This window comes from Anaeromicrobium sediminis (assembly GCF_002270055.1).
Classification (GTDB): domain Bacteria; phylum Bacillota; class Clostridia; order Peptostreptococcales; family Thermotaleaceae; genus Anaeromicrobium; species Anaeromicrobium sediminis.
In genome coordinates, this window is record NZ_NIBG01000001.1 from 103,522 (window position 1) to 130,373 (window position 26,852).

General features: G+C 29.2%; 34 protein-coding genes. All 34 read left to right on the top strand.

The window, feature by feature from the left end:
• Positions 1-2 precede the first annotated feature (2 nt).
• Positions 3-1,199: a type II secretion system F family protein gene (locus tag CCE28_RS00485; RefSeq protein WP_095129877.1), complete on the top strand. Its 1,197-nt coding sequence runs from the start codon at positions 3-5 to the stop codon at positions 1,197-1,199.
• Between the two features lie 123 nt (positions 1,200-1,322).
• Positions 1,323-1,817 (top strand): type II secretion system protein, encoded by a 495-nt coding sequence (locus CCE28_RS00490; RefSeq protein WP_095129879.1) that lies wholly within the window; start codon positions 1,323-1,325, stop codon positions 1,815-1,817.
• Positions 1,818-1,840: 23 nt separating this feature from the next.
• Positions 1,841-2,641, top strand: coding sequence for a type IV pilus biogenesis protein PilM (gene pilM, locus CCE28_RS00495; protein WP_095129881.1), 801 nt, complete (start codon positions 1,841-1,843; stop codon positions 2,639-2,641).
• 60 nt (positions 2,642-2,701) lie between these two features.
• A complete protein-coding gene (locus CCE28_RS00500; RefSeq protein WP_095129883.1) occupies positions 2,702-3,202 on the top strand; it encodes a hypothetical protein in 501 nt (166 codons plus the stop codon).
• 53 nt (positions 3,203-3,255) lie between these two features.
• On the top strand, positions 3,256-4,242 hold the full coding sequence (locus CCE28_RS00505) for a hypothetical protein (protein ID WP_141228294.1): 987 nt from the start codon (positions 3,256-3,258) through the stop codon (positions 4,240-4,242).
• 2 nt (positions 4,243-4,244) lie between these two features.
• Positions 4,245-5,429: a hypothetical protein gene (locus tag CCE28_RS00510; RefSeq protein WP_095129887.1), complete on the top strand. Its 1,185-nt coding sequence runs from the start codon at positions 4,245-4,247 to the stop codon at positions 5,427-5,429.
• Complete coding sequence (locus CCE28_RS00515) at positions 5,426-5,863, top strand: type II secretion system protein (RefSeq protein ID WP_095129890.1); 438 nt, start codon at positions 5,426-5,428, stop codon at positions 5,861-5,863. Before CCE28_RS00510 ends, CCE28_RS00515 begins: the two co-directional genes overlap by 4 nt.
• The gene (locus CCE28_RS00520) at positions 5,860-6,192 is read left to right on the top strand and encodes a type IV pilus modification PilV family protein (RefSeq protein WP_095129892.1); all 333 of its coding nucleotides are present in this window, start codon (positions 5,860-5,862) and stop codon (positions 6,190-6,192) included. The genes CCE28_RS00515 and CCE28_RS00520 overlap by 4 nt, the downstream gene beginning before the upstream one ends.
• Complete coding sequence (locus CCE28_RS00525; protein WP_095129894.1) at positions 6,193-6,687, top strand: type II secretion system protein; 495 nt, start codon at positions 6,193-6,195, stop codon at positions 6,685-6,687. It begins immediately after the preceding gene.
• Complete coding sequence (locus tag CCE28_RS00530) at positions 6,684-7,250, top strand: hypothetical protein (RefSeq protein WP_095129896.1); 567 nt, start codon at positions 6,684-6,686, stop codon at positions 7,248-7,250. The genes CCE28_RS00525 and CCE28_RS00530 overlap by 4 nt, the downstream gene beginning before the upstream one ends.
• A gap of 120 nt (positions 7,251-7,370) precedes the next feature.
• Positions 7,371-8,456, top strand: coding sequence for a M24 family metallopeptidase (locus CCE28_RS00535; protein WP_095129898.1), 1,086 nt, complete (start codon positions 7,371-7,373; stop codon positions 8,454-8,456).
• A 17-nt stretch (positions 8,457-8,473) separates the two neighbouring features.
• The gene (gene efp / locus CCE28_RS00540) at positions 8,474-9,031 is read left to right on the top strand and encodes an elongation factor P (protein ID WP_095129900.1); all 558 of its coding nucleotides are present in this window, start codon (positions 8,474-8,476) and stop codon (positions 9,029-9,031) included.
• Between the two features lie 41 nt (positions 9,032-9,072).
• Positions 9,073-9,468, top strand: coding sequence for a CD1247 N-terminal domain-containing protein (locus CCE28_RS00545; RefSeq protein WP_095129902.1), 396 nt, complete (start codon positions 9,073-9,075; stop codon positions 9,466-9,468).
• A 110-nt stretch (positions 9,469-9,578) separates the two neighbouring features.
• Entirely contained in the window at positions 9,579-10,589 is a 1,011-nt protein-coding gene (spoIIIAA, locus tag CCE28_RS00550) for a stage III sporulation protein AA (protein ID WP_095129904.1), read from the top strand.
• Positions 10,590-10,607: 18 nt separating this feature from the next.
• A complete protein-coding gene (locus tag CCE28_RS00555; protein ID WP_095129906.1) occupies positions 10,608-11,129 on the top strand; it encodes a hypothetical protein in 522 nt (173 codons plus the stop codon).
• Between the two features lie 24 nt (positions 11,130-11,153).
• Entirely contained in the window at positions 11,154-11,357 is a 204-nt protein-coding gene (gene spoIIIAC, locus CCE28_RS00560) for a stage III sporulation protein AC (RefSeq protein WP_095129908.1), read from the top strand.
• A 14-nt stretch (positions 11,358-11,371) separates the two neighbouring features.
• Positions 11,372-11,758 (top strand): stage III sporulation protein AD, encoded by a 387-nt coding sequence (gene spoIIIAD / locus CCE28_RS00565; RefSeq protein ID WP_095129910.1) that lies wholly within the window; start codon positions 11,372-11,374, stop codon positions 11,756-11,758.
• A 10-nt stretch (positions 11,759-11,768) separates the two neighbouring features.
• Positions 11,769-12,947 carry a stage III sporulation protein AE gene (gene spoIIIAE, locus CCE28_RS00570; RefSeq protein ID WP_095129912.1) on the top strand — a complete coding sequence of 393 codons (1,179 nt, stop codon included), beginning with the start codon at positions 11,769-11,771 and terminating at the stop codon, positions 12,945-12,947.
• Positions 12,948-12,955: 8 nt separating this feature from the next.
• On the top strand, positions 12,956-13,570 hold the full coding sequence (gene spoIIIAF, locus CCE28_RS00575) for a stage III sporulation protein AF (protein WP_095129914.1): 615 nt from the start codon (positions 12,956-12,958) through the stop codon (positions 13,568-13,570).
• 15 nt (positions 13,571-13,585) lie between these two features.
• Complete coding sequence (locus CCE28_RS00580; protein WP_095129916.1) at positions 13,586-14,173, top strand: sporulation stage III protein AG; 588 nt, start codon at positions 13,586-13,588, stop codon at positions 14,171-14,173.
• Between the two features lie 28 nt (positions 14,174-14,201).
• A complete protein-coding gene (locus CCE28_RS00585; RefSeq protein ID WP_095129918.1) occupies positions 14,202-14,870 on the top strand; it encodes a SpoIIIAH-like family protein in 669 nt (222 codons plus the stop codon).
• A 72-nt stretch (positions 14,871-14,942) separates the two neighbouring features.
• Positions 14,943-15,317 carry an Asp23/Gls24 family envelope stress response protein gene (locus CCE28_RS00590; protein ID WP_095129920.1) on the top strand — a complete coding sequence of 125 codons (375 nt, stop codon included), beginning with the start codon at positions 14,943-14,945 and terminating at the stop codon, positions 15,315-15,317.
• A gap of 126 nt (positions 15,318-15,443) precedes the next feature.
• Positions 15,444-15,848: a transcription antitermination factor NusB gene (gene nusB / locus CCE28_RS00595; RefSeq protein WP_095129922.1), complete on the top strand. Its 405-nt coding sequence runs from the start codon at positions 15,444-15,446 to the stop codon at positions 15,846-15,848.
• 1 nt (position 15,849) lies between these two features.
• The gene (locus CCE28_RS00600) at positions 15,850-16,809 is read left to right on the top strand and encodes a Kae1-like domain-containing protein (RefSeq protein ID WP_095129924.1); all 960 of its coding nucleotides are present in this window, start codon (positions 15,850-15,852) and stop codon (positions 16,807-16,809) included.
• A 2-nt stretch (positions 16,810-16,811) separates the two neighbouring features.
• A complete protein-coding gene (folD, locus tag CCE28_RS00605; protein WP_095129926.1) occupies positions 16,812-17,669 on the top strand; it encodes a bifunctional methylenetetrahydrofolate dehydrogenase/methenyltetrahydrofolate cyclohydrolase FolD in 858 nt (285 codons plus the stop codon).
• Positions 17,651-18,895 carry an exodeoxyribonuclease VII large subunit gene (xseA, locus tag CCE28_RS00610; protein ID WP_095129928.1) on the top strand — a complete coding sequence of 415 codons (1,245 nt, stop codon included), beginning with the start codon at positions 17,651-17,653 and terminating at the stop codon, positions 18,893-18,895. Before folD ends, xseA begins: the two co-directional genes overlap by 19 nt.
• Positions 18,864-19,097 (top strand): exodeoxyribonuclease VII small subunit, encoded by a 234-nt coding sequence (gene xseB / locus CCE28_RS00615; protein WP_095129930.1) that lies wholly within the window; start codon positions 18,864-18,866, stop codon positions 19,095-19,097. The genes xseA and xseB overlap by 32 nt, the downstream gene beginning before the upstream one ends.
• A 31-nt stretch (positions 19,098-19,128) precedes the next feature.
• Positions 19,129-20,013 (top strand): polyprenyl synthetase family protein, encoded by an 885-nt coding sequence (locus CCE28_RS00620; protein ID WP_095129932.1) that lies wholly within the window; start codon positions 19,129-19,131, stop codon positions 20,011-20,013.
• A 16-nt stretch (positions 20,014-20,029) separates the two neighbouring features.
• Positions 20,030-20,482, top strand: a complete 453-nt coding sequence (locus tag CCE28_RS00625; protein WP_095129934.1) for a divergent PAP2 family protein — start codon at positions 20,030-20,032, stop codon at positions 20,480-20,482.
• A gap of 636 nt (positions 20,483-21,118) precedes the next feature.
• On the top strand, positions 21,119-21,727 hold the full coding sequence (locus CCE28_RS00630) for a hypothetical protein (protein ID WP_242972851.1): 609 nt from the start codon (positions 21,119-21,121) through the stop codon (positions 21,725-21,727).
• Positions 21,728-21,741: 14 nt separating this feature from the next.
• The gene (dxs, locus tag CCE28_RS00635; RefSeq protein ID WP_095129936.1) at positions 21,742-23,622 is read left to right on the top strand and encodes a 1-deoxy-D-xylulose-5-phosphate synthase; all 1,881 of its coding nucleotides are present in this window, start codon (positions 21,742-21,744) and stop codon (positions 23,620-23,622) included.
• Positions 23,622-24,434 (top strand): TlyA family RNA methyltransferase, encoded by an 813-nt coding sequence (locus CCE28_RS00640; RefSeq protein ID WP_176461575.1) that lies wholly within the window; start codon positions 23,622-23,624, stop codon positions 24,432-24,434. Before dxs ends, CCE28_RS00640 begins: the two co-directional genes overlap by 1 nt.
• A 128-nt stretch (positions 24,435-24,562) precedes the next feature.
• The gene (locus CCE28_RS00645; protein WP_095129940.1) at positions 24,563-25,012 is read left to right on the top strand and encodes an arginine repressor; all 450 of its coding nucleotides are present in this window, start codon (positions 24,563-24,565) and stop codon (positions 25,010-25,012) included.
• A 21-nt stretch (positions 25,013-25,033) separates the two neighbouring features.
• Positions 25,034-26,746, top strand: coding sequence for a DNA repair protein RecN (gene recN, locus CCE28_RS00650; RefSeq protein ID WP_176461576.1), 1,713 nt, complete (start codon positions 25,034-25,036; stop codon positions 26,744-26,746).
• Positions 26,747-26,852 lie beyond the last annotated feature (106 nt).

Genomic DNA, 26,852 nt, shown 5'->3' on the forward strand with positions numbered 1-26,852 from the left:
ACTTGATTAAATATTTATACAAAGCCATAGACGAAGAGGGAAATGAAGTAAAAGGAGATTATTTGGCAGAAAAGGAAGATGATGTGATTTCACATATACATGATAAATCCCTATATCCAATAAAAATACGCAAAAGCTATGAAATGAACATGGATATAATAAAATCACTTTCCTATAAAGATACAATAGTATTTTGTAGGATGATGGGAACATTATTGATGGCAGATATTTCCTTCAGAGAAAGTATTAAAATATTATCCTTCCAAATTAAAAGCATAAAGTTAAGGGATGCTATAAAAACTATTTCTATAGGAATTGAAGAAGGTAAAAGCATTGGAGATAGTATGAAGAATTGTAAAGGAGCTTTTAATAATTTTTTTATAGGAATGGTAAAAATTGCTGAGGATACAGGTACACTCAATATTTTAATGTGTAAAATGGCAAATTTTTATGAGCGAAGAGAAAGCATTAAGAACAAAATTATAAATGCTATAATGTATCCAGTGATTTTGTCCTTTGCATCTATAGGCATATTATTTTTCATATTCAATTTTGTCATACCAAGTATGAGTGGCATATTTAAAACTATGGATATGAACTTGCCTTACTCTACTAAACTTATTTTTAAAATAAGTGAATACAAGGTAGAAATTTTAATTGGTATTATCATTAATGGAATTTTGTTGAGTATATTTTTTCTATGTTTATATAGCAACAAAAAATATTTTATAGATAAAGCAAAAGTTAAAATACCAATTATTAAAAATATTATAATATTAAACCTAGTGTGTAATTTTTGTAGTAGTATGAGTTTAATGCTAAATTGCGATGTTCCTATTAAGAAAGCTTTAAATAATTTTATAGGTACTATTGATAATATACATATTAAAAATGAATTTAAAAATGTGTTGTATGAAATCCAAAGTGGAAATAGTCTTTACAATTCATTGGAAAGTACAGGTCTATTTCCAGAGACTTTAATATTAATGGTTCGAATTGGAGAAGAATCATCTAAATTAAATTTTTTACTAGAAAAGGGTGAAGAAATTTACTATAGCGAGTTAGAAAATTTATTGAAAAAACTAACCATAATGATGGAACCTGTGTTTTTATCCATAATAGGAGTGGTAATAGGAACTATAGTTATATCTGTAGTAACACCTATATTTGGCATGATGGACACGGTCAATTTTATGTAGAGTATGTTTAAAATAAAGTCACTTATAGTGACTTTATTTTTTTATGTTAAAAGTTATAAAAAATGGAATAATTACAAATAATACTCCTAGAATTTGTAAAAAAAGAAAAAGGAGGAAGAAATAATGGAAAATAATAAAAAAAAGAATAAAGGATTTACCCTAATTGAAATCTTAGGAGTATTAGCTATATTAGCCATATTAGTGGCCATGGTGGTACCTAAAATAGGAGGTTTTACCAATCAAGCTAAAAAGAGTGTAGATACAGTGGCACAAAATACTATTCAAAAGGCATTGACCTTTTCTCTATTAAATGACGAGATAAAACTGGCTGATGATAGTACTGAAGGTGTAATAACTATAAAGAAAGGTGGAAGTGTAGAAGTTACAGATTTGACCATTAATGGTGAAGAAGATACAGATGGAGCAAAAGCAACAGTTCTTTTAACAGAATTATTAGGTAAAGATTTTTATCCAAAATCTGATGATTTCGATTCTTTTAAGATTACCATATCTGAAAATGACAATATTAAAGTAGAGCTAATAAAAAAAGATGATACGAAAAGTACTAATAAAGAAGATGAAAAAGACTCTAAGACAGGAGAGTCTACTGATAGTTAAACTATTTAAAGGAGAGTATGAAATTGTTTAGTAAATTATGTATACAGGTACATGAACAAGAGACAAAAATAATTTATGGAAACTATAAAAACAATATGTTTAACATTAAAAAATTTTATACTCTTAATAATTCCTATGATGAATTTAATAGAATTGAGACTATTAAGAGCCTACTAGCAGATGAAAAAATTAAATGTAAGAAAGTATATTTCATACTTAATAATCCTAACCTCATATGCAAAACTATACAAACTCCCATTAAGCAAAAAAGAAATATAGATTCTTTCATGAGATATGAGTGGGAAAAACATATACCTAAGAATAAAGAATATATTACTAGATACAGAATTCTAAAAAGTAGTCATGAAGGAATAAAGGTACTATGGGCAGCCTGCCCAAAGTATATGGTAGAGGAGTATATGGGGTTGTGTTTAGAGCTAAATCTAAGACCTCATGTGTTAGATGTGGCTACAAATTCCATATTGAAAGTCTTTGAAAAAATTAATTTAAAGGAAACCATAGCTTTTATAAGGTTAGAAGAAAATTATTTATACTTAAATATCATAAATGGCAAATATGACCTGATTAGTAAATCTATTAAAATACATGAGTCTAAATCCGTTATAGACATGGTAGGAAGGTTATTTAAGTATTTTGAACAGGAATACAAAAGTCCCGTAGAGAAAATTGCATTTATGGGGGATGTTTCTAATAAGCTAAAAGGATTGAATCTACCTACATTAAGGGAAATAAATCATATGAAAATTTCTAATGGGATTAGCATATTAGATAATGTGGAAATCTTAGGTTCAATTATGAAGTAAAGATTAATTGAAATTAAATATTAGAGTTGTCAGTCATTAGATAAACAGGTAGGTGGACTAATGAAGCAAATAAACTTTTTTAAAGAAGAAAAAAGAAAAAGTACAAAATATACTAATTATATAGTGTTTTTCCTCATATTAAGTATATTTATTTGTGAAGGTTATATTTTAAAGAAAAAATCAGACATAATAAAAACTTTTAACAAAATTGATTATACTAACGCCAGAGGAGTAAAGCGAAATAAAGAATGCATTAAAAAGATTGATGAGGAAATCCAAAATATATGTAGAGCAAAAGGAAAAATTATAGATGAAGATAATATTAATGATTTATTATTGTTAACTATAATTGATATTGTACCTAAAGAAATTTCTTTAGAGGAGTTATCTGTTTCAAAAAATGAAATTTTTTTATATGGAAGGTCATCTTTATTAGGCAGTTTGCAAAACTATAAAAACAGTCTTATAAGTTTAAATGTCTTTGAGAATATTAAAATGGAAACTAGAAAAGTAAAAAAGGGATATGAATTTAATCTATCCTTTAATATAGGAATGAAATAAGAATGATTAAATATATTAAGAAGAAAAAATATTGCCTCTTTATATTTATAATATTGAATTTAATAGTTTTTTCCTATGAAGAGGCAAGTAGGGCAATTACTATAAAAGAGAGAGCCATAAAAGTTGATTCTAATTTTAGTAAAATTAAAGAAAGTCTAAAAAATGCTAATGAATATTTAAGTGAATATGAATCTAAAAAAGCAAAACTAAATAATGAAAAGAAGGATTTTTTCATTAACTTAGAAGAAGATAAGGCTATTACTTTAATAGAAAAATTTTTCAATATGAACAATTTAAATTTAATTAACATAGGTCTAGTGAAAGAGGAAAATATATCTAGCACATTTAACTGTTGGCTTATAAACACGGAATTTTCTGGAACATTTGAAGAGATAATAAATCTGCTTAGTTCCTTAAGAAATTATGAAAAAAATATAATTATAAGTGAAGTGGATTTGAGAAAATTGGAAAAGGGTCTTATTAAGGGGAATATGAACTTGTGCGTATATAATATTGAAGAAAAAAATGCCCTTACCATTATACCTCAGGTCATGTATTTTCCTATTGAAATAAATAATAATCCTTTTAATAGAATTGAAAAAGAGGAGAAAACAATAGATAAAAGCCAGTCTTTACCATATTTTAAATATGGTCCAAATCTTTTAACTAAGGGAAGTACTGTAGAAAGCACATTAACTTTCAACGAAGATTTTGTGAAAATAGATTATAAGTTCTATGGTAATGGGGCTACTAAATTAATTTTGTTTTTTAATAAGGATATTCCAATTACAAAAGAGACTAAAATTTTAAGATGTGAAATAGTTGGAATAGAAGACGAAAATATTTTAGCAGAAATGATTATTAAGGACAACGAGAGAACTATTCATAAAATAATGCCAACAAGAAATGAAGGGGATTATCTATTTGACTTAAATGGAATTGAAACTACGTCAGTAATTCAACGATTAGAGTTTTCAATTAAAACAAAAAAAAATGGCAGTATATATATAAAGTCTATATATATGAGTGAGGAGATATAAAAGTGAAAAAAATCATTTTTATAATTATATCAATATTATTAATTTCTTTTAATATAACATATGCTCAATCCAGTGAAGGAGAGAAAGCAGGGAATAAAATTGGGGCTCAAGCAGGAAAATTCAAAGGGGAAGCCGATTATATTAATGGAAGGAAAAAGGATTGGGAAAAAGCAATTTTAAAAGATTATGAAATAATCAGCGAATGTAATTTACAAAGGGAAACACCAGAATATATATTAAATTTTGTAAAGGGTTATAAAGATGGATTTAAAAAAGAATATAACAAAAACTTTTCATTAAAAAATATAAATACCATTAAAATGAATGTAAACTATATTAAGTTAAAGCCTGATAAACTTACAGGAGAAAGTAAGGATAAAGTATTTAGTATAGACTTTACTAAGAATAGATTTTATAAGGACATATACCTATCTATAAAGAAAAAAACATATAATATACCTGAAAAATACGAAAAACTTACAAGCATATATGAAGTTAATATGGAAGGTTATAAGGAAAACATATATGAGCCTATACAAGTATCTTTTGACTTCCCTTATAAGGAAAATGTAGGAATATATGAGCTTAGGGATAAGGGATGGATATATTTATATACTAAATCTTTAGATAAACGAAGTTATACAGATATAGAGAAGATTAGGTACTCAGGAGGTACATATGCCCTATTGAGAGATAATTACTTTAAATGCCCAAAGGATATTAATACAAATTGGGCTGCAGAAGAAATATATACATTTACTAAAAGAGGATACATAAGTACTAGCTATGATTTAACCTATAAGCCGGAAGAAGAAATGGAATTAGGAGAATTTATAAGGTTATTAGACAAAATAGACAAAAATGACTTTTTAATGGAGAATAATATATCAATACCAACTGAATTTGGCCAATATGGTAATTCTATTGAAAGTATCATAAGAAAAAAGTATTTAAAAGAAGAAGACTTAAGGAAAATTGATCCTTATGAAAGTTTAAATTATAAAATGTTTGAAAAAATATTAAAAAGAATACCTGGAAATAGTAATTTCTCATGGAAAGAAATTGAAAATAAAATTCTCAATGAAAAATATAAAAAATCAGAGAGCACTAACGTAATGGATATACCTATGAAAAGGTCAGAAGTAATATATACCCTATACCACTTAGAGGAAAATAAGATAATATGAGAAATAAAGGTATATCATTAATTGAAATGGTATTAGTCATGGCCATTATAGGTATAATATTTACCCTTTCAATTAAGTTTAATAATAATAAAATAGATGATTTCTTATTGTGTTCCACAGGGAAAGTAATAAAGAGTTATATTGAAGTTGCAAAGGAAATGAGTCTTAAAGAACAATCCTCATATAAGTTGGTTTTTAGTGAAAAGAACAATACTATAAAGATAAAGGAAAGAAATTTTAATCCTAAAGTTATAGATCATATTAAAATAAATGATAGGATCAAATTTATACATAATGGAATAAAGATTTTAGAGTTTAATTCTAATGGAAACAGTGGGTATTTTAACATTGTCATAAAAAATAAAAATAATAAAAAAATAGAAATTAAAGTACTTCCTGTAACAAATGAAGTGAAGGTAGAGGATATAAAATGAAAAAATTTGAAAAGGGCATGACTTTAATAGAAGTCTTAATCTGTTTAGTCCTATTAACAACCATTAGCTCCATTGGAATAAAGTCTTGTGTGTTATTAAATAAGATGAAAAAGCTACATACCTATAATCATATGACTAAAAGTGTTAATATGATGGAAGAATTTAAAGGACGAAAAAAGCTAAAAGAAGAGATAGACGTTTCAAATTATAATAATATGACTTTAATAACAATCAAAGGTGAAGAAGTTCTCTATAGACTACAGGGAAATCATGACTTATTTAATGGAGAAATTCATGAAGAATATGAGGCATATAATGGGGATATGTAAATGAAAGGAAAAAAAGGGGTAACATTAATAGAATTAATCCTATCCATGGGGATTATGATTATAATATTATCTACAAGCATGATGATATTTACCCTATACTGTAAAAAATATGTTTATACCTGTGTGGAATTAGAACATAGATTGGATTTGAAAGAAGCTGCTGAATTAATTGAAAATAGTATTGGGCAATTAAATAAAGATAATATTCAGTTTAAAGGAAAAGACATGGTTTTAGAGGGAATTGACTTTCATGGAAAGGTATATAAAATAAGTTTAAATGGAAAGTACACGAGTAGTAAGAATGTAGTATTGTATTATTATGAAAACTTAGGACAATTAAGAAGAAACTTATCAGGAGAACAGAATGTATTAAGTAGAAACATAGAATATATTAAGGTAAATGAAATTATACCATCTAGGTTGATTAGAATAATAATAGGAGATAAATTTCAAAATGAAGAAACGAGAATGATCTACATAGGTGAAAGTAAATGAAAGGATTTATATATATAAACTTAATAATAATTTTAGTAGTAGTTATGATGGTAACAGGTGTAATAGTGACTATTAATCTACATAATAACATGAAAATACAATTGAGGTGTGACTATTTTAAAGCTAAGTACTTAGCTGAAAGTGGAGTAGAAGAAGTTACTGATAGGATTTACGAGGAAGTTAGTGCTCATATAGATTCATATTTAGTGAAGACAAAAGAACACAAACTAGCTTATATGAATAAGAAAGAAAAAGAGTATACTCCTTTAGATATACATAAGTACATAAACAAACCTTTTATTGAAGATATTCATAATTACAATTATAAAAGATTAAATATGTTTAACTATGTACACGATCATGAGTATGAGATTATAACCACATATGAACCAAAATACAATGGGATTATAATAGAAAGTAAGGGAATATATAATAGAAGTAAAAGCAAAATACAGGTCATTGTTGAATTAACAAAATTGGAAGTAGATTATTATGATGAAAATAACATACCCATTGTAAAAATTAAGTCTCCAGAGATTGTAGAATATAAATATATTTATTAAGAAATACTACCATACATAAAAGTACATTAAGAGAAAATAAAGTATAAAATTCTACTCAAAATAACTAATTTGTGATATCATAATAAAAGATATGCAAAATTTACATATTGCATAGTCTTCATGGAGGTGATTCCTATAGAACAGCGAATCAATAATCTTAAAAATCTATTCAATGAAAGTAATTTGGAAGCTGCTTTAATATATAAACCGGAAAACAGAAGATATTTTAGTGGATTTACTGGTACTAGTGGGTATGTACTTATTACTAAGGATAAAAATTATTTTTTAACAGATTTTAGATATGTAGAACAGGCTAAAAATCAATGTAGAGCCTATGATATATTAAAGTTTGATAATAATTCAAAGGGAAATAGTCTATACGATATTATTGAGAAGTTAAATGTTAGGAAAATTGGATTTGAATCTGAGTTTATCACACTTAAAGAATATGAAACATTGAAAAACAAAATATCTAATACGGATTTCATTCCAATTGACGATGAAATTAAAGATTTAAGAAAAATTAAGGATTCAATAGAGGTAGAATACATAAGAAAAGCAGCTAGTATAGCTGATGAAGCTTTTGCTCACATCTGTAGTTTTATTAAACCAGGAATTACGGAGAGAGATATAGCAATAGAACTTGAGTTTTTCATGAAGAAAAGGGGTGCTACTGAGTTATCTTTTGATTCAATTGTGGCATCTGGAAAGAGATCTGCACTTCCTCATGGAGTGTACACGGATAAGATTATTGAAAATGGAGACTTTATAACACTTGATTTTGGTTGTGTATATGAAGGATATTGTTCTGACATGACTAGAACTATAGTTGTGGGTAAGGCCAATGAAAAACAAAAGGAAATTTATAATATAGTTTTAGAGGCTCAAAAGAGGGCTTTAGAAAATATAAGGCCTAATGTAGAGTGTTCAAAAATAGATAAAATCGCTAGAGACTACATAAGTGAAAAGGGTTATGGCGAATATTTTGGTCATGGTCTAGGCCATGGAGTAGGAATGGAAGTTCATGAAAGTCCAAGATTATCTCCAGTTAGCAGTGACATATTGAAGCCTAATATGGTTGTTACAGATGAACCTGGAATTTATGTTCCGCAGTTCGGAGGAGTAAGAATAGAAGATTTAGTAGTAGTTACTAATGAGGGACATGAAGTTCTATCCAAGTCACCAAAAGAATTAATAGAATTATAAAATGTGGAGGGATAATAATGATTTACGCAGGAGATTTTAGAAAAGGTATTACATTTGAAATAAACGGGGTTCCACATGTGATATTGGACTTCCAACATGTAAAGCCTGGAAAGGGAGCAGCTTTCGTTAGAACTAAGTATAGAAATATAATGACAGGAGCTACTCGTGAAGAGGCCTTTAATCCAAACGATAAGTTTAAAAAAGCTCATATTGAAACTAAAGAAATGCAATATTTATATAGCGATGGAGATTTATATTATTTCATGGATAATGAAACATATGATCAAGTTCCAATTACAAAAGAGAATGTAGAGGAAGCAATTAAGTACATAAGGGAAAATGATATGGCAACAGTTAAGTTTTTCAATGGAAGTGCATTCCAAGTAGATCCTCCTAACTTTGTAGAGTTAGCTGTAATTGAAACAGAACCAGGAATTAAAGGGGCTACTGCTACTAACGTTACTAAGCCAGCTACAGTAGAAACAGGGGCAATTGTTCATGTTCCAGTTTTTATTAATGAAGGAGATAAAATTAAAATAGATACAAGATCCGGTGATTATTTATCTAGAGCTTAGGCAATACTATTATAGTAACTAAGCAAAAGGAGGTCGTATCTGTGAACTATCTATATGAAAAAGTTGCGTACTTAAGAGGTTTAGCAGAAGGCATCGAAGTAACTGAATGCTCAAAAGAAGGAAAATTGCTTGTAGGGATTCTAGATGTACTTGAAGAATTTGCTGATTCACTATCTGATTTAAATGAAGAAGTAGAAGAGTTAGATGAATACGTTGAGTGTATTGATGAAGACTTATCTGAAGTGGAAGAAGTTTTATTTGAAGAAGACGACGACGATGATGATCTACTAGAAGATGATGTTGATTTAGTTGAAGTGGAGTGCCCAAGCTGTGGAGACACAATTTATTTAGATGATGAAGTAATGTATAACAATGATGAAGAAACTGAATTATTGTGTCCAAGCTGTAACGAGCATATGTATGTTGAGCCAAATTAATAAAAAATAAAAAAAGATTCCTAATTAATTTAATTAGGAATCTTTTTTTATTTTTTGGCATAATTCCAAATGAATTTAAATATTAATGATATAAAGGAGGACATGTTATTATGAATTTTTCAAAATACAATAACTTCTTAAAAAAAGAGAAAAGTTTGCCCTATAATGTAATGGAAATATTTCCATTGAATATAAGAAATATATTATTAAAGATCTCAGAAGAAAGATTAAATGGGATAGAAGAAATTAGATTGCGCACAAATCGACCATTAATAATAAATAAATCTAATAAGGATTTTTTAATTAATAATTTAGGCCATATGGAAACTAACCTAAATGAGCCTTACTTAGTGTCTAAAGAGGATATATTAAAAACATATCAATTAGTGACAGATTATTCAATATATGCTTTTGAAGAAGATATAAAAAATGGATTCATAACTTTGAAAGATGGTCATAGGGTGGGCATTTGTGGACGTGTAGTTTTTAATAAGAGTGGAATTCAAACTATACAAGATATATCTGGATTAAATGTGAGAATAGCCCATGAAAAGGTGGGTGTATCTAACTTTCTTATGAAATATTTGATTAATAATTCCATAGAGATTTATAATACATTAATAATTTCTCCTCCTCAATGTGGCAAAACCACTTTATTAAGGGATATTATAAGAAATTTTAGTAATGGCATTAAAAAATTAAATTATGAAGGAACAAATGTGGGGGTTGTAGATGAACGTTCAGAAATTTGTGCTATGTATAAGGGAATTCCTCAGAACAATATAGGCATAAGAACAGATGTATTAGATGCTTGTCCAAAGTCTGAAGGTATATTTATGCTCTTAAGATCCATGTCTCCTAATGTTATTGCCACTGATGAAATTGGAAAGAAAGAAGATGTACACGCAATTAAGAGTATTTTAAATGCAGGTGTAAAGGTAATAACAACCATACATGGATATGATATAGACGATATTAAAAATAGAGAATATGTAGGAGAGTTAATAAATAAAAAAATATTTCAGCGTATTTTAGTTTTAACTAATAATCCTAAAGTAGGAACTGTAAAGGAAATAATTGATGGGAGAAATATGAGTAAGATATATGAATTTACTAATTAAAACAAAGGAGGAGTTAAATTGTTGATTAAGTTAGTTTTGTCAACCTTAATTATAGGAGCATGTACTTTCATAGGCTATATGTATTCGTACTCCTATACTCAACGATTTAAAGAGCTAAAAGCTCTATATAGTAGCATACAGCAATTAGAAACAGAAATAATGTTTACATCATCGAGATTAGTTGATGCATTACATAGGGCTGGAGAATATTCTAAAGATAGCATAGGAAGAGTGTTTATAGAGATCTCAAATTTGCTATCAACTAAAAGGGGATATACAGTAGAGGAGGCATTTAAAATAACTATAGATAAAGAAGCTAATAATCTATTTGTCTTAAAAGATGATATTGACATAGTATATAATCTATTTTTAAATTTAGGTTATATGGACAAGGAACACCAACAAAGTTTTTTTAAAAGCTCTTATGTAGAATTAGAGCAACAAAAAAGAGAAGCCTATGAATTGGCAAAACGATATGGAAATATGTACAGAAAAATAGGAGCTTTAATTGGAATTGCCATAGTAGTAATTTTTATATAAACCCAAAGTCTAAGGAGGATTGCTATGAATGTTAGTGTTGATTTGATTTTTAAAATTGCAGGAATAGGTATAGTAGTAACAGTATTAAACCAGGTACTTATACGCTCGGGCAGGGATGACCAAGCAATGATGACTACATTAGCAGGAATAATCGTTGTATTATTCATGATTATAAAAATGATAAGTGAATTGTTTGCTACTGTAAAGACCATGTTTCAACTTTACTGATAAGGGTGATTTGTATGGACATATTCAAAATTGTAGGAGTAGGTATAATAGCAACTATTCTATCTATGACTTTTAAAAAGCATAAGCCTGAAATATCTCTACAAATAAGCTTAGTAGCAGGTTTAATAATATTTCTCTTTATACTATCTAAATTAGGAACTGTTTTAGATCTTCTGAATATGATAGCTAAAAGGCTTGATATAGATATGATATACATATCCACAATATTTAAAATTATTGGTATAGCATATATAGCAGAATTTGGAGCGCAACTTTGTAAAGACGCAGGTGAAGGAGCTATTGCTTCAAAGATTGAATTAGCTGGGAAAGTATTAATAATGGTACTAGCAATACCAATTTTGGTAGGCCTTTTAAATACCATTATACAATTAATAGCATAGGGTGAATGAGATGAAAAAAACAATTTTAATATTATTAATATTTTTCGCATTAACATCAACGTCCTATTCTTTAGATAACAATAATAATACATATTCACAAGAAGACATATTAAATGAACAAATAAACAGTATAGATTTTCAATCTATAGATAAGATATTAGATGAAATAGATGTTAATGGGAAAAGAGAATTATCAAATATAAATGTAAAAAAAATGTTGATAGACATAATTAAAGGGGAGGGGAATTATTCTGTAAAGGCAGGTATTGAATATAGTTTTAAAGTACTTTTTAGGGAAATAATTTCAAATTCACATATATTGGCACAGATAATAATTTTATCAATAATATGTACTTTATTAAGTAACTTATCATCTGCCTTTGAAAGTGACTCAGTGGCCCAATTGGCATATATGGTATGTTATTTACTCATTATTACCCTAGCAATTAAAAATTTTTCAAATGCCATAAGCATAGGAAATAAAAGTATTGACAATATGTTAAGTTTTATGCAAGCCCTATTTCCCATATTGATTACTTTTATAGTAAGTACAGGATCAATAACCACAGCAACTTTATTCCAGCCAATAATATATAGTTCAATATCTATTGTAAGTACATTTATGCAAACTATAATCATGCCTCTTATTTTTTTTACGGCCATATTGAGTATGGTTAATAATCTTTCATCAAAGATTCATATAAATAAACTCTCATCCCTCTTAAGGGAAGGAACCTTAGTTGCTATGGGATTTATTTTGACACTATTTAGTGGTGTAATAGCAATTAAAGGAGTAACATCAGCAGCAAGTGATGGATTAACTTTAAGAACAGCTAGATTCGCTGTAGAAAGTTTTGTTCCAGTAGTTGGAGGATTCATATCAGATGCCTTTGATACCATAATTGGTTGTTCTGTTTTATTAAAAAATGCAGTGGGGATTATAGGGATAATAGTTCTTCTTATTATAGTATCAATGCCTTTGTTAAAAATATTATCCTTAATATTTTTATACAAAATATCGGCAGCCATAATAGAACCTATAACAGATAGTAAATTAGTTAATTGTTTAAATGAAATAAGCAAAGCAATGGTTTTAGTATTTGCAGTTGTAGCTTCTGTTGCAATTATGTTCTTTTTGGCAGTAACCATTATAATTGGAACAGGAAATCTGACTTTGATACTTAAGTAGGTGATTAAATGGAAGTTTTCTTTAAAGATTGGATAAAAAATATATTAGTTTTAGTAATATTCATTACAGCAGTAGATGTCATATTACCTAATGGATCTACTAAAAAATATGTAAATCTAGTAGTAGGTATTTTAGTTATTATTGTAATAATAAACCCTATTTTACTATTGGTAAAAGGGGATATAAATATTGAAGGCGAGATAATAAGAACATCGACCATTTTAGATACTAATATATTAGCATTAAAAAAAGATAATATTAAGTTTGACCAAGAAGAACAAATTATAAGAGTATATAAAAATAAGCTAGAAGGTCACATAAAAGATAGAATTTCTAAGGACTATGCTGTGACAGTGAATGAGGTAGACGCAGAAATAATAAAAGACACTAGTAGTGATAACTTTGGAACTATTAAAAATATTAAAGTAGGAATTTCATTTAAAGAAAATGATAAAAATGATTTGAATAGAATAGAAAAAATATATATAAATGTAAGTAATAATAAAGGAGAAAATGTAAAAGCAGAAAAAAACAAAAGTAAGGAAATAGACAAGATAAAAAAGGAAATAGCTCTATTTTATGATTTAGATGATACTAATATAACAATAATAAATGAAAATTAAAGGAAGGGGATAAATATGAAAATTTTTAACTTCTTCAAAAATCTATTAGATAAGAAGAATAGTAAAAAGTTAATGAACAGTTTAATTTTGATAATCATCATAAGCGTAATTGGATTGATAGGATTAGACATTATAGATATAAGCGATACATCTCAATCAAATATTAAATTAGTCAATGAAAAAAAGGTCTCTGATAAAGAATATGAGAACCCTGATACATATAATGATACTACAGAGAAGGAACTAGAGGGTATATTGTCACAAATAAAAGGAGTAGGAGAGGTTGATGTAATGATAACCTATGAAACTACCTCTGAAGTAATACCTGCTATGAATGTAACTAGTTCTATGGAAGAATCTCAAGAAAAGGATTCAGAAGGGGGAACTAGAACAACAAAACAAGAAAATATTTCCAAAAATGTTGTAACAAATAATCAGCAACAAGATCTAGTAGTAATAAAAGAAATAAAACCAGATATACGAGGTGTAGTAGTAGTAGCCCAAGGAGTGGAAAACATAGTTGTTAAAAATTCTATAATAGAGGCAGTCAGAACTGTTTTTCAAATTCCATCATATAAGGTAATGGTGTATGAAAAGAAATAAACTTTAATGATAAAAGGAGTGTTTTAATATGTTTATAATTAAAAAGAAAAATCTATTTATTTTTTCCTTAGTTATTTTATTATGTGTAATAAGCTATTTGAATTATTCTATCAATAAATTTTCGCTTTTAGAGACTTCTCAAGAACTTGAAGAATATGAGGAAAATAAATTAGCAGAAAATATAGAATTAAATGAAGATGAACAACTTATTGTAACTAAAGAACCTACACAAGAAGTGGTAAAAGAAGCGGATGAAAATCTAGTTGTGGTAGATAGTAATGAGAGCAAAATAAAAGATATTATATCAGAAACAAGCAAATCTATTGAAAGTGATATTTTGACAAAGGAAAAGGATAATTTCTTTATAGAATCTAGATTAAATATAAACATGGAAAGAGAAAAAATGTTAGAATTACTAAATGAAATAATTGATAATGACAAGACGGATGAGAGTAGTAGAAAACTGGCAAATAAGGAAAAAATGAGTATAATTAATACTATAAACAAAGAAAAAATAGTAGAAAATTTAGTAAGATCTAAAGGCTTTGAAGATGTGGTTGTATTTGTGACGGAACACTCAGTAAATGTAATAGTACAAACAGAAGAACTATCAAATTCTGATATGGCTAAAATATTAGATATTGTTACAAGGGAAACTAAGGCTCCTATGGACAATATAAAAATAAATTTTAGATAAGATTGTAAAAAAAACATGATTTTGGTATACTAAAGATTAGATAAAATTAATATGAATCAGGGGGTTATTTCTGTGAAGGATAATCTAGAAAATATGGACTATGGTCAGATTAAAATTTCTGATGACGTAGTAGGAATTATTGCTGGACTGGCAGCTACAGAAGTTGAAGGTGTAGCTGGTATGAGTGGTGGAATTGCTGGAGGAATTGCGGAGATACTGGGTAAAAAGAATCTATCAAAAGGTGTAAAAGTAGAAGTAGGAGAAAAGGAAACTGTAATAGATTTATACATAATAGTAGAGTATGGTGCTAAGATTCCAGAAGTATCATGGCAAATTCAAGAGAATGTAAAAAAGGCAATTGAAACTATGACAGGATTAAAAGTATTGGAAGTTAATATTCATGTTCAAGGTGTAAACATGAATCAAAACCAAGAAACGGAAAAGTAATTTTTTCAATTTTTTAAGATAAATTTACCCTCTGATTAATCAGAGGGTAAATTTGAGTTTTTATTCATATATAATTTGAAAATTGTGAAACAATAACTATAATACTACAATTATTAGGAGGATTTTATGCAAAGAAAAATGGCAAGAGAGATAGCAATGCAAATAATATTTCAAATGGAGATACAAAAGGACTTTTCTATAGAAAAATTGAATGAATTAATAGGTGTGAATATACCTGAGAAGGACAAGCAAGAAAAATATGTAAATAATATAGTTTCCAACTTAATAGAACATAAAGAAAATGTAGATGAAGTTATTAAATTAAATTTAAAGAGTTGGAAATTTGACAGAATAGCAAAGGTTGATTTAAGTATTTTAAGAACAGCCATAGTAGAGATTTTATATGATGAAAATATTCCTAATCTAGTAGCTGTGAATGAAGCAGTAGAAATGGGTAAAAAGTTTAGTACAGAAGAGTCAGGTAGTTTCATAAATGGTATTTTGGGTAATGTTTTAAAGAGTGATAGATAATATGAGTAACTATGTACTAGGTATTGATACTAGTAACTATACCACATCAGTTGCCGTTGTGGATCTTGATGGAAACATTATTCTAGATAAAAGGCAACTTTTAAAAGTACCTATGGGAAAAAGAGGGCTACGACAATCCGATGCCCTTTTTCAACATATAAATAATATTCCAATTTTACTTAATGAAATTGGAAAGTTGAAAATTTGTGGTAAAATTAAAGGTGTATGTGCTAGTAGTAAACCAAGGCCTACCCTAGAATCCTATATGCCAGTCTTCAAGGCATCCACTTCTTTTGGACAAACTATATCTAATGTACTAGGGTGCAAATATTTTGAATGTAGTCATCAAGAAAATCACATTAAGGCTGCTATTCATTCTATTGATGAACAATTTGACAAAAAATTTTTAGCTATACATATCTCAGGAGGAACAACAGAATTACTTTTAGTTAAAAGAAATTCTAAATTAGGTTATAATATAGATATAATAGGTGGAACTACGGACATAAGTATAGGGCAATTTCTAGACCGAGCAGGTGTGAAAATGGGATTTGATTTTCCAGCAGGTCCCAGATTAGATGAAATTGCTTTTGATTCAAAGATGAAGCTTAAAGAAGAAATAAAAATGTTTGCAAAAAATGGTGAAATTAGTCTTTCGGGTCCAGAGACTAGGATTTGTAAGTTAATTGAAGAAAAAATGGATAATGAGTATATAAGCCTTTTGATCTTTGAATACATAATTAAAGGTTTAAGCTCCATGATAAATTATGCCACTAAAAAATACAACATGGACAAAGTAATTTTAGTGGGAGGCGTTGCATCTAGTAATTTTATTAAAACCCATTTAAATAGTAGGATTAATGACTCAACAAGTATATATTTTGCTAAAGCTTCCCATTGTACTGACAATGCTATTGGAAGTGCACTTATAGGAGCTGAGGCTATTTTTGAGGAGGAATAAAAATGGCAAAGATATTAGATGGAAGAAAAATCTCAAAGGAAATCAGAGCAGACATAATTGAAAGAGTTGACCGAATGAAAGAAGAAAAGGGTATAGTACCTGGGTTAGCAGTGGTAATCGTAGGTGATGATGAGGCTTCCCATGTATATGTATCAATGAAAGCAAAAGCGTGTAAAAGTGTAGGATTCCATTCAGAAGAACATAAACTTCCAGAATCTACTACTCAAGAAGAATTATTAAACCTTATAGATCATTTAAATAACGATGATAAAATTAATGGTATACTGGTTCAATTACCCCTTCCAAAACATATGGATGAAAATCTTGTAAATTCACATATTTCACCTCAAAAGGATGTGGATGGTTTCCATGCAGTAAATATGGGAAATTTAACATTAGGAGAAGAATCATATGTACCTTGTACTCCAAAAGGAATAATAGAACTAATTAAAAGAACAGGAACTGATATGGCAGGAAAAAATGCGGTAGTAGTAGGTAGAAGTAATATAGTAGGTAAACCTGCAGCCATATTATTGTTAAAGGAAAGTTGTACAACCACTATTTGTCATTCTAAAACTAAAAATATGGAACTATTTTTAAAAGAAGCAGATATAGTTGTTGCGGCAGCAGGAGTTCCTAATTTAATAAAGGGACATATGATAAAAGAAGGAGCCATAGTGATTGATGCAGGAACTAGAAAATTAGACGGTAAGCTTGTGGGGGATGTGGAATTTGATAGTGCTAAAGAAGTTGCTTCATGGATTACTCCTGTTCCAGGCGGTGTAGGGCCTATGACTATTACTATGTTACTTGAAAATACTTTGGAAGCAACTGAAAAGCTATGGAACTCAAGGCCTTAAGTGTTACGGAATTAAATAAATATATAAAAAAAATATTAACCATTGACCCCATATTGAATAATGTTTCTTTAAAAGGGGAAATATCTAATTTCAAGTTACATTCAAGTGGCCATGCTTATTTCTCAATTAAGGATGATGAAAGTAAAATAAATTGTATTATGTTTAGGAATAATGTTAATCTTTTGAACTTCAAACCAGAAAATGGCCTAAAAGTAATTGTTAAAGGATATATATCTGTATATGAGAGGGATGGTCAATATCAATTATATGCTCAAAGTATATTACTAGAAGGTTTAGGAGAGCTACATGAGAAATTTAAAAAATTAAGGAACTATTTAGAAGGAGAAGGTTTATTTTCTCCTATATATAAAAAAAGCATTCCTAATTTTCCTAAGAAGATTGGAGTAATAACGTCTCCAACTGGTGCGGCAATTAGGGATATTATCTCTGTAATTAGTAGAAGAAACTCTTTAGTTAATGTGTATATTTTCCCAACCCTAGTTCAAGGCGTTAATTCAAGTACATCTATTTGTGAGAACATAGACAAGATAAATAGTATTTATGATGATATGGATGTAATAATATTAAGTAGAGGTGGAGGCTCCATTGAGGAGTTGTGGTCTTTTAATGAAGAAAAGGTTGCCAGAGCCATATTTGATTCCAAAATTCCTATTATTTCAGGAATTGGCCATGAAACAGACTATACTATAGCTGATTTTGTTTCTGATTTAAGGGCTCCAACTCCATCTTCTGCAGCTGAATTATGTGTAAAAGATTTAAGAGATATTAAAAATTTTATTAAAATAAGATATGAACAAAGTAAAATTTCTCTAGAAAAAAATATTGTAAACATGGAAAATAGATTATCAAAATTAAATCCTATGAATGGAAGAAAAATTGTGGAAAATAAATTAAATACATATGAAAATACTATTCATAGTTTTAAACAGGTTATGGATTTTTCCGTACAAAATTATTTGAATAAGGCAGAGTTTAAAGTTGAAAATCTAGGTTTAAAATTGGGAACCTTAAATCCATTTTCTACGATTAGCCGAGGTTATGCTGTCATATCTAATGATTATGGAACTATTAATAGCATAGAAGAAGTTTCAATAGAAGATGAGATCAAGGTGAATTTAAAAGATGGTCATTTAATATGTAAGGTTGAAAATAAATATAAGGAGTCTATTCTAAATGGAAGAATTTGGCCAATTAGCTCTAAATAATAAGGATACATTTGAAGAAGCTTTATATAAGCTAGAAAGAGTTACAAACCTTTTAGAAGAAGGGGAGTTATCTTTAAATGATCTTTTAAAAGTATACGAGATTAGTATCAGCTTATATAGATTTTGCAATAATGAAATAGATAATGCAAATCAAAAAATAAAAGTTTTAGCTGAGGATACATTTATAGATTTTGAAAACTAAGGTTAGACAAAGGGAAACGGAGGGCACAAGTGTGGACATCAAAGAGGTTTTAAAGGCTAAAATAGAAGTAGTGGAAAGAGCTTTAGATAAATATATGCCTAATGAAGGATCTTATGAAAAGGTAGTATATGAATCTATGAGATATAGTGTATTTGCTGGTGGTAAAAGATTAAGGCCCATATTAATGTTAGCCGCATGTGAATTTGTGGGAGGAAATTATGAAGATGCAATACCATATGCTTGTGCCATGGAAATGATACACTCTTACTCCCTAGTTCATGATGATTTACCGTCAATGGATAATGATGACTATAGAAGAGGTAAATTAACAAATCATAAAGTATATGGTGAAGCTATGGCCATATTAGCTGGCGATGGACTTTTAAACTATGCATATGAATTAATGCTAAAAGCTACTTTAGAAGACTTTAATAAAAATAAGTTATTGGCGTCACAAGAAATTGCATGGTCATCAGGAGCTTCAGGAATGATAGGAGGTCAGGTTGTAGATCTTCTTAGTGAAAATAAAAAGATAGATAAGGGTACACTAGACTTTATACACAGGAAAAAGACGGGAGCTCTAATAAGAGCATCTATACGTGCAGGAGCCATAATTGGAGGTGCTTCTGAAAGTGAACTAGAGGATTTGACTAAATATGCTGAAAATATAGGATTAGGATTCCAAATTACAGATGATATTTTAGATATTGTAGGGGATGAAAAAAAATTAGGAAAAAAAGTTGGAAGTGACATAGAAAATAATAAATCTACATATCCTTCACTATATGGAATGGAAGAGTCAATAGAAAAAGTGAATTTCTTATTTGATGAAAGTATAAACTTACTTAGGAAATATGAAGATAAAGCAGAATTTTTCATTGAATTAGCAAAATATCTTGTAAAAAGGGAATACTAATTGAGGAGGAAAAAATTTGCTCTTTATACATGAATTAATAAATAACGAAATAATATCAGTTACTTTTATTGCATGGTTTATTGCTCAAATATTAAAAGTGATTTTAACACTAATAACGGATAAGAAATTTGATGTATATAGATTTGTTGGTTCAGGTGGAATGCCTAGTTCACACTCTGCTTTAGTCATGGCTTTATCTACTGCTGTAGGGCTAAAAAAGGGTTGGGGTTCTGTTGAATATGCCATAAGTTTGGCTGTGGCCATGGTAGTCATGTATGACGCCTCAGGAGTAAGAAGATCCGTAGGAAAACAGGCTATGATATTAAATAAAATTATTGCTGATAAACATAATCACAAAAGTTTAAAAGAAATAAGAGAAAAGAGATTAAAAGAACTTATCGGACATACACCTATTGAGGTTTTTGCAGGAGCATTATTGGGTATACTTATAGCAAACGTTGTAATGTAGTAGGTAAATTTTAATGTAAATTATAAAAAATTAACAGGTGGTGCAGTATTCTAGTCAGATCATTCATTTCTGAAGGCGGGCCTAAAAATCCGTCAAAGGGCACATCGATGAAGTTCCTGGTATCTGCTGCTAACGCCCAGTCAGGGGTTGATGCTGGGAGTAAGGAGTAGGGGGCGATCCGCAATGGCATGTGGGCGATGACCCTCCCTCCGTGGAGACCTAATGGAAGATAATTCTATCTATTAGGATAAACCTACAATTGTGGTATGATGAGTGCTACGTGTAGAGTAGCCTGCCTTGAGTGGAATATGGTGGATAAATAGATAAAGATATTGTTTTACGGGCCAATAAAATAATACTATTGCTATTTGAAACCTATTCTGCAAAAGAGGCTAGGAAATGATTTGACTGTTGAGGAAAGCTCCTAGACTGTTTGGAAAAGGTATACTGAAGATTGTAGTGTGGACTAAGTGGTAATCTAGTCATGTTATTGGCAACAATGCATAAAAAGATTGGAAGGGAAACCACTGATCTGGCGACAGACCAGTATCTTTTTGGGAAATCCAACTAGACCTAAGCCGCAAAATTTATTCCGTATACCACCACCTATTTTAATACTTATAAAGGTGATAATATATGTCTAAAAATTCTAATAGTAAAACTGCTTTATTTAAAAGCATAAAAAAATCTTTGTACAAAAGCAGAAAATGGGTGCTCCTTATAACAATATGGACATTTTTTTTGTCCATATTAATTACTCTTATATCTGATTTACTTATAAATAAACTAAATATATATATGGCATTTATGGTGTTATTGTTTATAATATCAATAGGAATACTATTTGATTTAATAGGAGTAGCAGTTACATCTGCTAATGAAAAACCATTTCACTCTATGGCATCGAGAAAAGTAGCAGGGGCAAGACAAGCTGTTAAACTAATTCGAAATGCTAGTACTGTATCAAATTTTTGTAATGATGTTATAGGAGATATATGTGGTATAGTAAGTGGTATGGCCGGTGCTGTTATTATATTAAAAGTAGCGTTACTTATAAAATCCCACTCTATTTCAGAGAGTATATTGAATGTATTATTAAGTGGAGTTGTGGCATCGCTGACTGTTGGTGGAAAGGCTTTGGGAAAGGAAATTGGAATAAGTCATTCAAAGGAAATTGTGTTTGCAGTAGGAAAGTTGTTATACCAGATAAAGAAAAAAATTGGGTTGAATATAATTAAAGATTAATAATTGAAAGAGAGATGAATAGGGTGCAAAACTTTTTAGATAAAGTAAACACACCAAATGTATGTAAGGCGTCTAACTATAATGAATTGGAAGTTTTAGCAGGTGAGATAAGAAAATATTTAATAGATAAAGTTTCTATCACAGGGGGGCACTTAGCATCAAATTTGGGGGTTGTGGAATTAACATTAGCACTACATAATGTATTTGATACTTCTAAAGATAAAATAGTTTGGGATGTAGGTCATCAAACCTATGTTCATAAAATTTTAACGGGAAGAGCAAATGAGTTTGATACCTTAAGACAATATAAGGGGTTAAGTGGATTTCCAAAACGTTCTGAAAGTATACATGACCACTTTGATACAGGACATAGTAGTACATCAATTTCTGCAGCTTTGGGGATGGCAAAAGCTAGAGATATAAAAGAAGAAGATTATTCTGTTGTGGCAGTAATTGGGGATGGAGCATTAACAGGTGGAATGGCCTTTGAAGCCTTAAATCACGCAGGACATTCTAATACAGAATTAATAGTAATATTAAATGATAATGAAATGTCTATTTCTCCCAATGTGGGAGGTATGTCAAAATATCTAAATAGGCTAAGAACAGACCCAAAATATGTAAAAGTCAAAGATGAAATAGAGCAATTACTAAATAAAATTCCTGCAGTCGGAAAAACTATGGCTAAAACAGTGGGAAAAGCTAAGGATAGTTTAAAGCATCTTCTTGTACCTGGGGTTTTATTTGGAGAGTTAGGTTTTACATATTTAGGTCCAGTTGATGGACATGATATAAAGGAATTAAAAATCGTTTTAGAGAGGGCAAAAAAAATAAAGGGCCCTGTATTAGTTCATACCATAACTAAAAAGGGAAAAGGATATAGTTTTGCAGAAAAAAATCCTGATAAATACCATGGTATAAGTCCTTTTGATGTTAAAAGTGGAAAAACATTAAAAAAATCTACTAAGGGAGAAGAATCATACTCTTCAGTGTTTGGGAAAGCCCTTGTAAATATAGGTCAGAAAAATAAAAATGTAGTTGCTATAACAGCGGCCATGCCAACAGGAACTGGTCTTTTGGATTTTTCAATAAAATATCCAGAGAGATTTTTTGATGTGGGAATAGCAGAGCAACATGCAGTAACTTTTGCAGCAGGATTAGCAGCCTGTGGATTGACTCCTGTGTTTGCTGTATATTCAACATTCTTACAAAGGGCCTATGACCAAATAATACATGATGTATGCCTTCAAAATTTACCAGTGGTATTTTGTTTAGATAGGAGCGGTATAGTAGGAAATGATGGTGAAACTCATCATGGAGTATTTGACTTGTCTTTTTTAACAAGTGTTCCTAATTTAACAGTAATGGCTCCAAAGGATGGTAAAGAACTAGAAAACATGTTAGAATATGCTGTAAGCTTGAATAAACCAGTTGCTATTAGGTATCCAAGGGGTACCAGTCAGGATTTCACATCTATAAGTAATAATTATAATATATCCAGTGGTAAATCAGAGGTCTTAACAGATGGACAAGATGTATGTATAATTGCAATTGGTAAAATGGTGAAAGTAGCATACGATGCAGCTATAAAGCTATTAGATGATAATATTAATTGCAAAGTAATAAATGCAAGATTTGCCAAGCCATTAGATAAAGATACTTTAATAAAAGAGTGCAAAGGCATAAAGAACGTATTAATAATAGAAGATAATTTAATAAAGGGCGGATTTGGTAATAAGGTATTAGAGTTGTTTAATGAGGAAAATATTAAATGTGACTTAAAACTCTTAGGTTTTCCAGATGAATTTATTGAACATGGAGATACTGAAATTTTAATGAAAGCATATAAACTAGACTCTAATAGTATAGTTCAATATATAAAAGGAGTTTTATAATGAAACAAAAAAATAGATTAGATGTACTTTTAGTTGAAAAAGGTTTTTTTCCATCAAGGGAAAAGGCAAAGAGATCTATAATGGCTGGATTAGTTTTTGTAGGCAATGAGAAAATAGATAAGGCTGGAACTATAGTAGATAGTACAAAGGAAATTATAGTTAAAGGAAAGGCAATTCCTTATGTAAGTAGGGGTGGCCTAAAACTAGAAAAGGCCATGAAGCAGTTTCCTATAACTTTAAAGGATAAAGTGTGCATGGATGTGGGAGCATCAACAGGTGGATTTACAGATTGTATGCTTATGAATGGAGCAAAAAAGGTATATTCTGTAGATGTGGGATATGGACAACTTGATTGGAAATTGAGGCAAGATGATAGGGTAGTAGTAATGGAGAGAACTAATATAAGGTATATTGATAAGGAATTAGTAGAAAAATTAGATTTTGCGTCTATAGATGTATCATTTATATCTTTAAGATTAGTTTTGCCTGTTGTAAAATCTCTTTTAAAAGAAGATGGTGAAATAGTATGCCTAATAAAACCACAATTCGAGGCAGGTCGAGAAAAAGTAGGTAAAAAAGGTGTAGTTAGGGATATTAATGTTCATAGAGAAGTAATAGAAAGAATAATATCATTTAGTATCCAGGAAAATTTATCTGTAAAAGGATTAGCCTTTTCTCCCATAAAGGGACCTGAAGGGAATATTGAGTATTTAGCATATTTAAGAAATAGTCCAAATGAGAGCGTTGAAAATCTAGAAGAATTAATTGAAAGTATTGTTAATGAATCTCATAATATCTTAAATAAAAGATAGCCCCTGTGGTTATCTTTTATTTAAGATTAAGTTTTATTCCTAATTATTTAAAATAAAGACCTTAAAGGGAATAATGAAATAGTGTAGAAATGTAAATGTATATACTATAAGATGGAAGGACTGAGTAGATGAAATATTCTAGGCATGCAAAAATATTAGAACTAATAGAAATCTATGAAATTGAAACGCAAGAAGAATTATCTGAATTTTTAAAGGAAAATGGTTTTAATGTTACACAAGCTACCGTATCTAGAGATATTAAGGAATTAAGATTAATTAAAGTATTAGCTTTAAATGGTAAATATAAGTATGCCACTATGAAACTTCAAGAAAGTTCCGCCTCAAACAGATTGGTAAAGATTTTTAAAGATTCCATTTTGTCCATTGATAAATCAGGAAATATAGTTGTATTAAAAACTTTAACAGGAGCAGGCCAAGCAGCATGCGCTGCAATAGATGCCTTAAATATAAAAGATATAGTGGGTACAATAGCTGGTGATGATACTATATTTATATTAGCTAGAACTGAAGACTGTGTAGGAGAATTGGTAGAACAATTTAAGAAATTAATGTACTAAAGATAAAGCGGGGGTATGAGTATGCTTTTGCAACTAATGATTAAGGACTATGTGTTGATAGATAAATTAGAAATTAGATTTTGCCAAGGGTTAAATATTCTTAGTGGAGAAACTGGAGCTGGTAAATCTATTTTAATTGGAGCTATAGGTATGGCTTTAGGAGAACGGGCAGACAAGTCCATTGTGAGAAAAAATGCAGAAAAGGCTACTATTCAATTGATTTTCAGCATAAGTAACAATGAGTTAAAAGAAAAACTTTTAAGTAATGACATAGAGTTAATAGATGAAGATATAGTAATGATATCTAGGTCTGTATATGCAAATGGGAGAAGTACATGTCGTATTAACGATAAAATGGTGACAGTTTCATATTTAAAAGAACTGTCTAAATATTTAATAGATGTTTTTAGTCAGCATGCTCATCAATCTTTATTATACCCAGAAAATCATATTCACATGTTAGATGCATATGGTGAAAAGGAAATATCACCGTTAATGGATGAAGTAAAACATAAATATGAGGAATATAAAAATATACAAACACAACTGAGTAAGTTATATGGTGATGATAGAGAAAGAGAAAGAAAAAAAGATTTATTAGAGTTCCAAGTTAATGAAATCATGTCAGCTGATTTGAAAGTTGAGGAGGAAGAATCTTTAATAGAAGAATTACATATCCTATCTCAATTTGAAAAGATTTCCAATACAATGAGTTATTCATACGAAAGTCTATACAGTGGAAATAGTAGAGAAAAGTCCATAGTAGATGAGTTAAATAATATAGTGAGTCAAATAGATAGTATAAAAGACATAGACAGCAGGATAGGAAGCATATATGATACATTACAAGAAAGTCTATATAATTTAGAAGATATTACTCGAGAAATAAGAGATTATAATGATTCCATGGAATATAACCCTAATAGATTAGAAGAAATTCAAGATAGATTAGAGTTAATAGACAATTTAAAGAGAAAATATGGAGATACAATAGGTGATATATTAATCTATAAGGATAAGATAGAAGAAGAATTAGAATATATAAATAATAGTGAGATACTAAGGGAAGAATTGAAAGAAAGTCTTGTTTTTGTAGAAAAGGATTTAAGTGATATTTCTTTAAAATTAAGTCTAATTAGAAAAGAGTTAGCCAAGAAGCTTGAAAGAGAATTAGAAGATGAATTGAAAGTGTTAAATATGGAAAATGCAGCATTCAAGGTAGAATTTGCTGAAGTCTCATCCATGGCAAATGTCTTTTCAGCAAATGGAATAGATCGAGTAGAATTCTTAATTTCTACAAATCCAGGAGAAAGTTTAAAAGGTCTTTCAAAAATTGCATCTGGAGGGGAAATTTCTAGAATTATGTTAGGGTTCAAAACAATATTTGCAAATGTTGATAAAGTGCCTACCTTAGTATTTGATGAAATTGATACAGGAATAAGTGGAAGAACTGCTGATATTGTAAGTGAAAGGCTAGGAATAATATCTAAAAATCATCAGATTCTGTGTATTACACATTTACCACAAATTGCAAAAATGGCTGACTATCATTTTTATATAGAAAAAACTTATGACAAAGATACAACAACTACAAATATAAGAAGATTAACTTATGAAGAACAGTTAAATGAAATAGGTAGATTAATAGGAGGAAATTCCATAACTGATTTAACCTTAAAACATGCGGAAGAATTGTTAAATTTAGCCAAGTCATATAAAAAAAGTATAATATAGAATAAAAAAGTCCATGATTTTAACAAACATGGACTTTTTTTGTGCATATAATAATTTATTTTAGTATAAACAAGTTAAAATTGTCTAATCATTAAAATCTTCCAAA

Bases quoted from the DNA above. Each gene is read 5' to 3' on its own strand.
- CCE28_RS00600 (WP_095129924.1), top strand. From the start codon at position 15,850: ATGAGTAACTATGTACTAGGTATTGATACTAGTAACTATACCACATCA.
- CCE28_RS00580 (WP_095129916.1), top strand. From the start codon at position 13,586: ATGAAAATTTTTAACTTCTTCAAAAATCTATTAGATAAGAAGAATAGT.
- folD (WP_095129926.1), top strand. From the start codon at position 16,812: ATGGCAAAGATATTAGATGGAAGAAAAATCTCAAAGGAAATCAGAGCA.
- CCE28_RS00500 (WP_095129883.1), top strand. From the start codon at position 2,702: ATGAAGCAAATAAACTTTTTTAAAGAAGAAAAAAGAAAAAGTACAAAA.
- CCE28_RS00530 (WP_095129896.1), top strand. From the start codon at position 6,684: ATGAAAGGATTTATATATATAAACTTAATAATAATTTTAGTAGTAGTT.
- CCE28_RS00585 (WP_095129918.1), top strand. From the start codon at position 14,202: ATGTTTATAATTAAAAAGAAAAATCTATTTATTTTTTCCTTAGTTATT.
- spoIIIAC (WP_095129908.1), top strand. From the start codon at position 11,154: ATGAATGTTAGTGTTGATTTGATTTTTAAAATTGCAGGAATAGGTATA.
- CCE28_RS00515 (WP_095129890.1), top strand. From the start codon at position 5,426: ATGAGAAATAAAGGTATATCATTAATTGAAATGGTATTAGTCATGGCC.
- CCE28_RS00520 (WP_095129892.1), top strand. From the start codon at position 5,860: ATGAAAAAATTTGAAAAGGGCATGACTTTAATAGAAGTCTTAATCTGT.
- dxs (WP_095129936.1), top strand. From the start codon at position 21,742: ATGAATAGGGTGCAAAACTTTTTAGATAAAGTAAACACACCAAATGTA.
- spoIIIAD (WP_095129910.1), top strand. From the start codon at position 11,372: ATGGACATATTCAAAATTGTAGGAGTAGGTATAATAGCAACTATTCTA.
- nusB (WP_095129922.1), top strand. From the start codon at position 15,444: ATGCAAAGAAAAATGGCAAGAGAGATAGCAATGCAAATAATATTTCAA.
- spoIIIAA (WP_095129904.1), top strand. From the start codon at position 9,579: ATGAATTTTTCAAAATACAATAACTTCTTAAAAAAAGAGAAAAGTTTG.
- CCE28_RS00645 (WP_095129940.1), top strand. From the start codon at position 24,563: ATGAAATATTCTAGGCATGCAAAAATATTAGAACTAATAGAAATCTAT.
- spoIIIAE (WP_095129912.1), top strand. From the start codon at position 11,769: ATGAAAAAAACAATTTTAATATTATTAATATTTTTCGCATTAACATCA.
- CCE28_RS00535 (WP_095129898.1), top strand. From the start codon at position 7,371: ATGGAGGTGATTCCTATAGAACAGCGAATCAATAATCTTAAAAATCTA.
- CCE28_RS00640 (WP_176461575.1), top strand. From the start codon at position 23,622: ATGAAACAAAAAAATAGATTAGATGTACTTTTAGTTGAAAAAGGTTTT.
- xseB (WP_095129930.1), top strand. From the start codon at position 18,864: ATGGAAGAATTTGGCCAATTAGCTCTAAATAATAAGGATACATTTGAA.
- spoIIIAF (WP_095129914.1), top strand. From the start codon at position 12,956: ATGGAAGTTTTCTTTAAAGATTGGATAAAAAATATATTAGTTTTAGTA.
- CCE28_RS00630 (WP_242972851.1), top strand. From the start codon at position 21,119: ATGTCTAAAAATTCTAATAGTAAAACTGCTTTATTTAAAAGCATAAAA.
- CCE28_RS00525 (WP_095129894.1), top strand. From the start codon at position 6,193: ATGAAAGGAAAAAAAGGGGTAACATTAATAGAATTAATCCTATCCATG.
- efp (WP_095129900.1), top strand. From the start codon at position 8,474: ATGATTTACGCAGGAGATTTTAGAAAAGGTATTACATTTGAAATAAAC.
- xseA (WP_095129928.1), top strand. From the start codon at position 17,651: ATGGAACTCAAGGCCTTAAGTGTTACGGAATTAAATAAATATATAAAA.
- recN (WP_176461576.1), top strand. From the start codon at position 25,034: ATGCTTTTGCAACTAATGATTAAGGACTATGTGTTGATAGATAAATTA.
- CCE28_RS00490 (WP_095129879.1), top strand. From the start codon at position 1,323: ATGGAAAATAATAAAAAAAAGAATAAAGGATTTACCCTAATTGAAATC.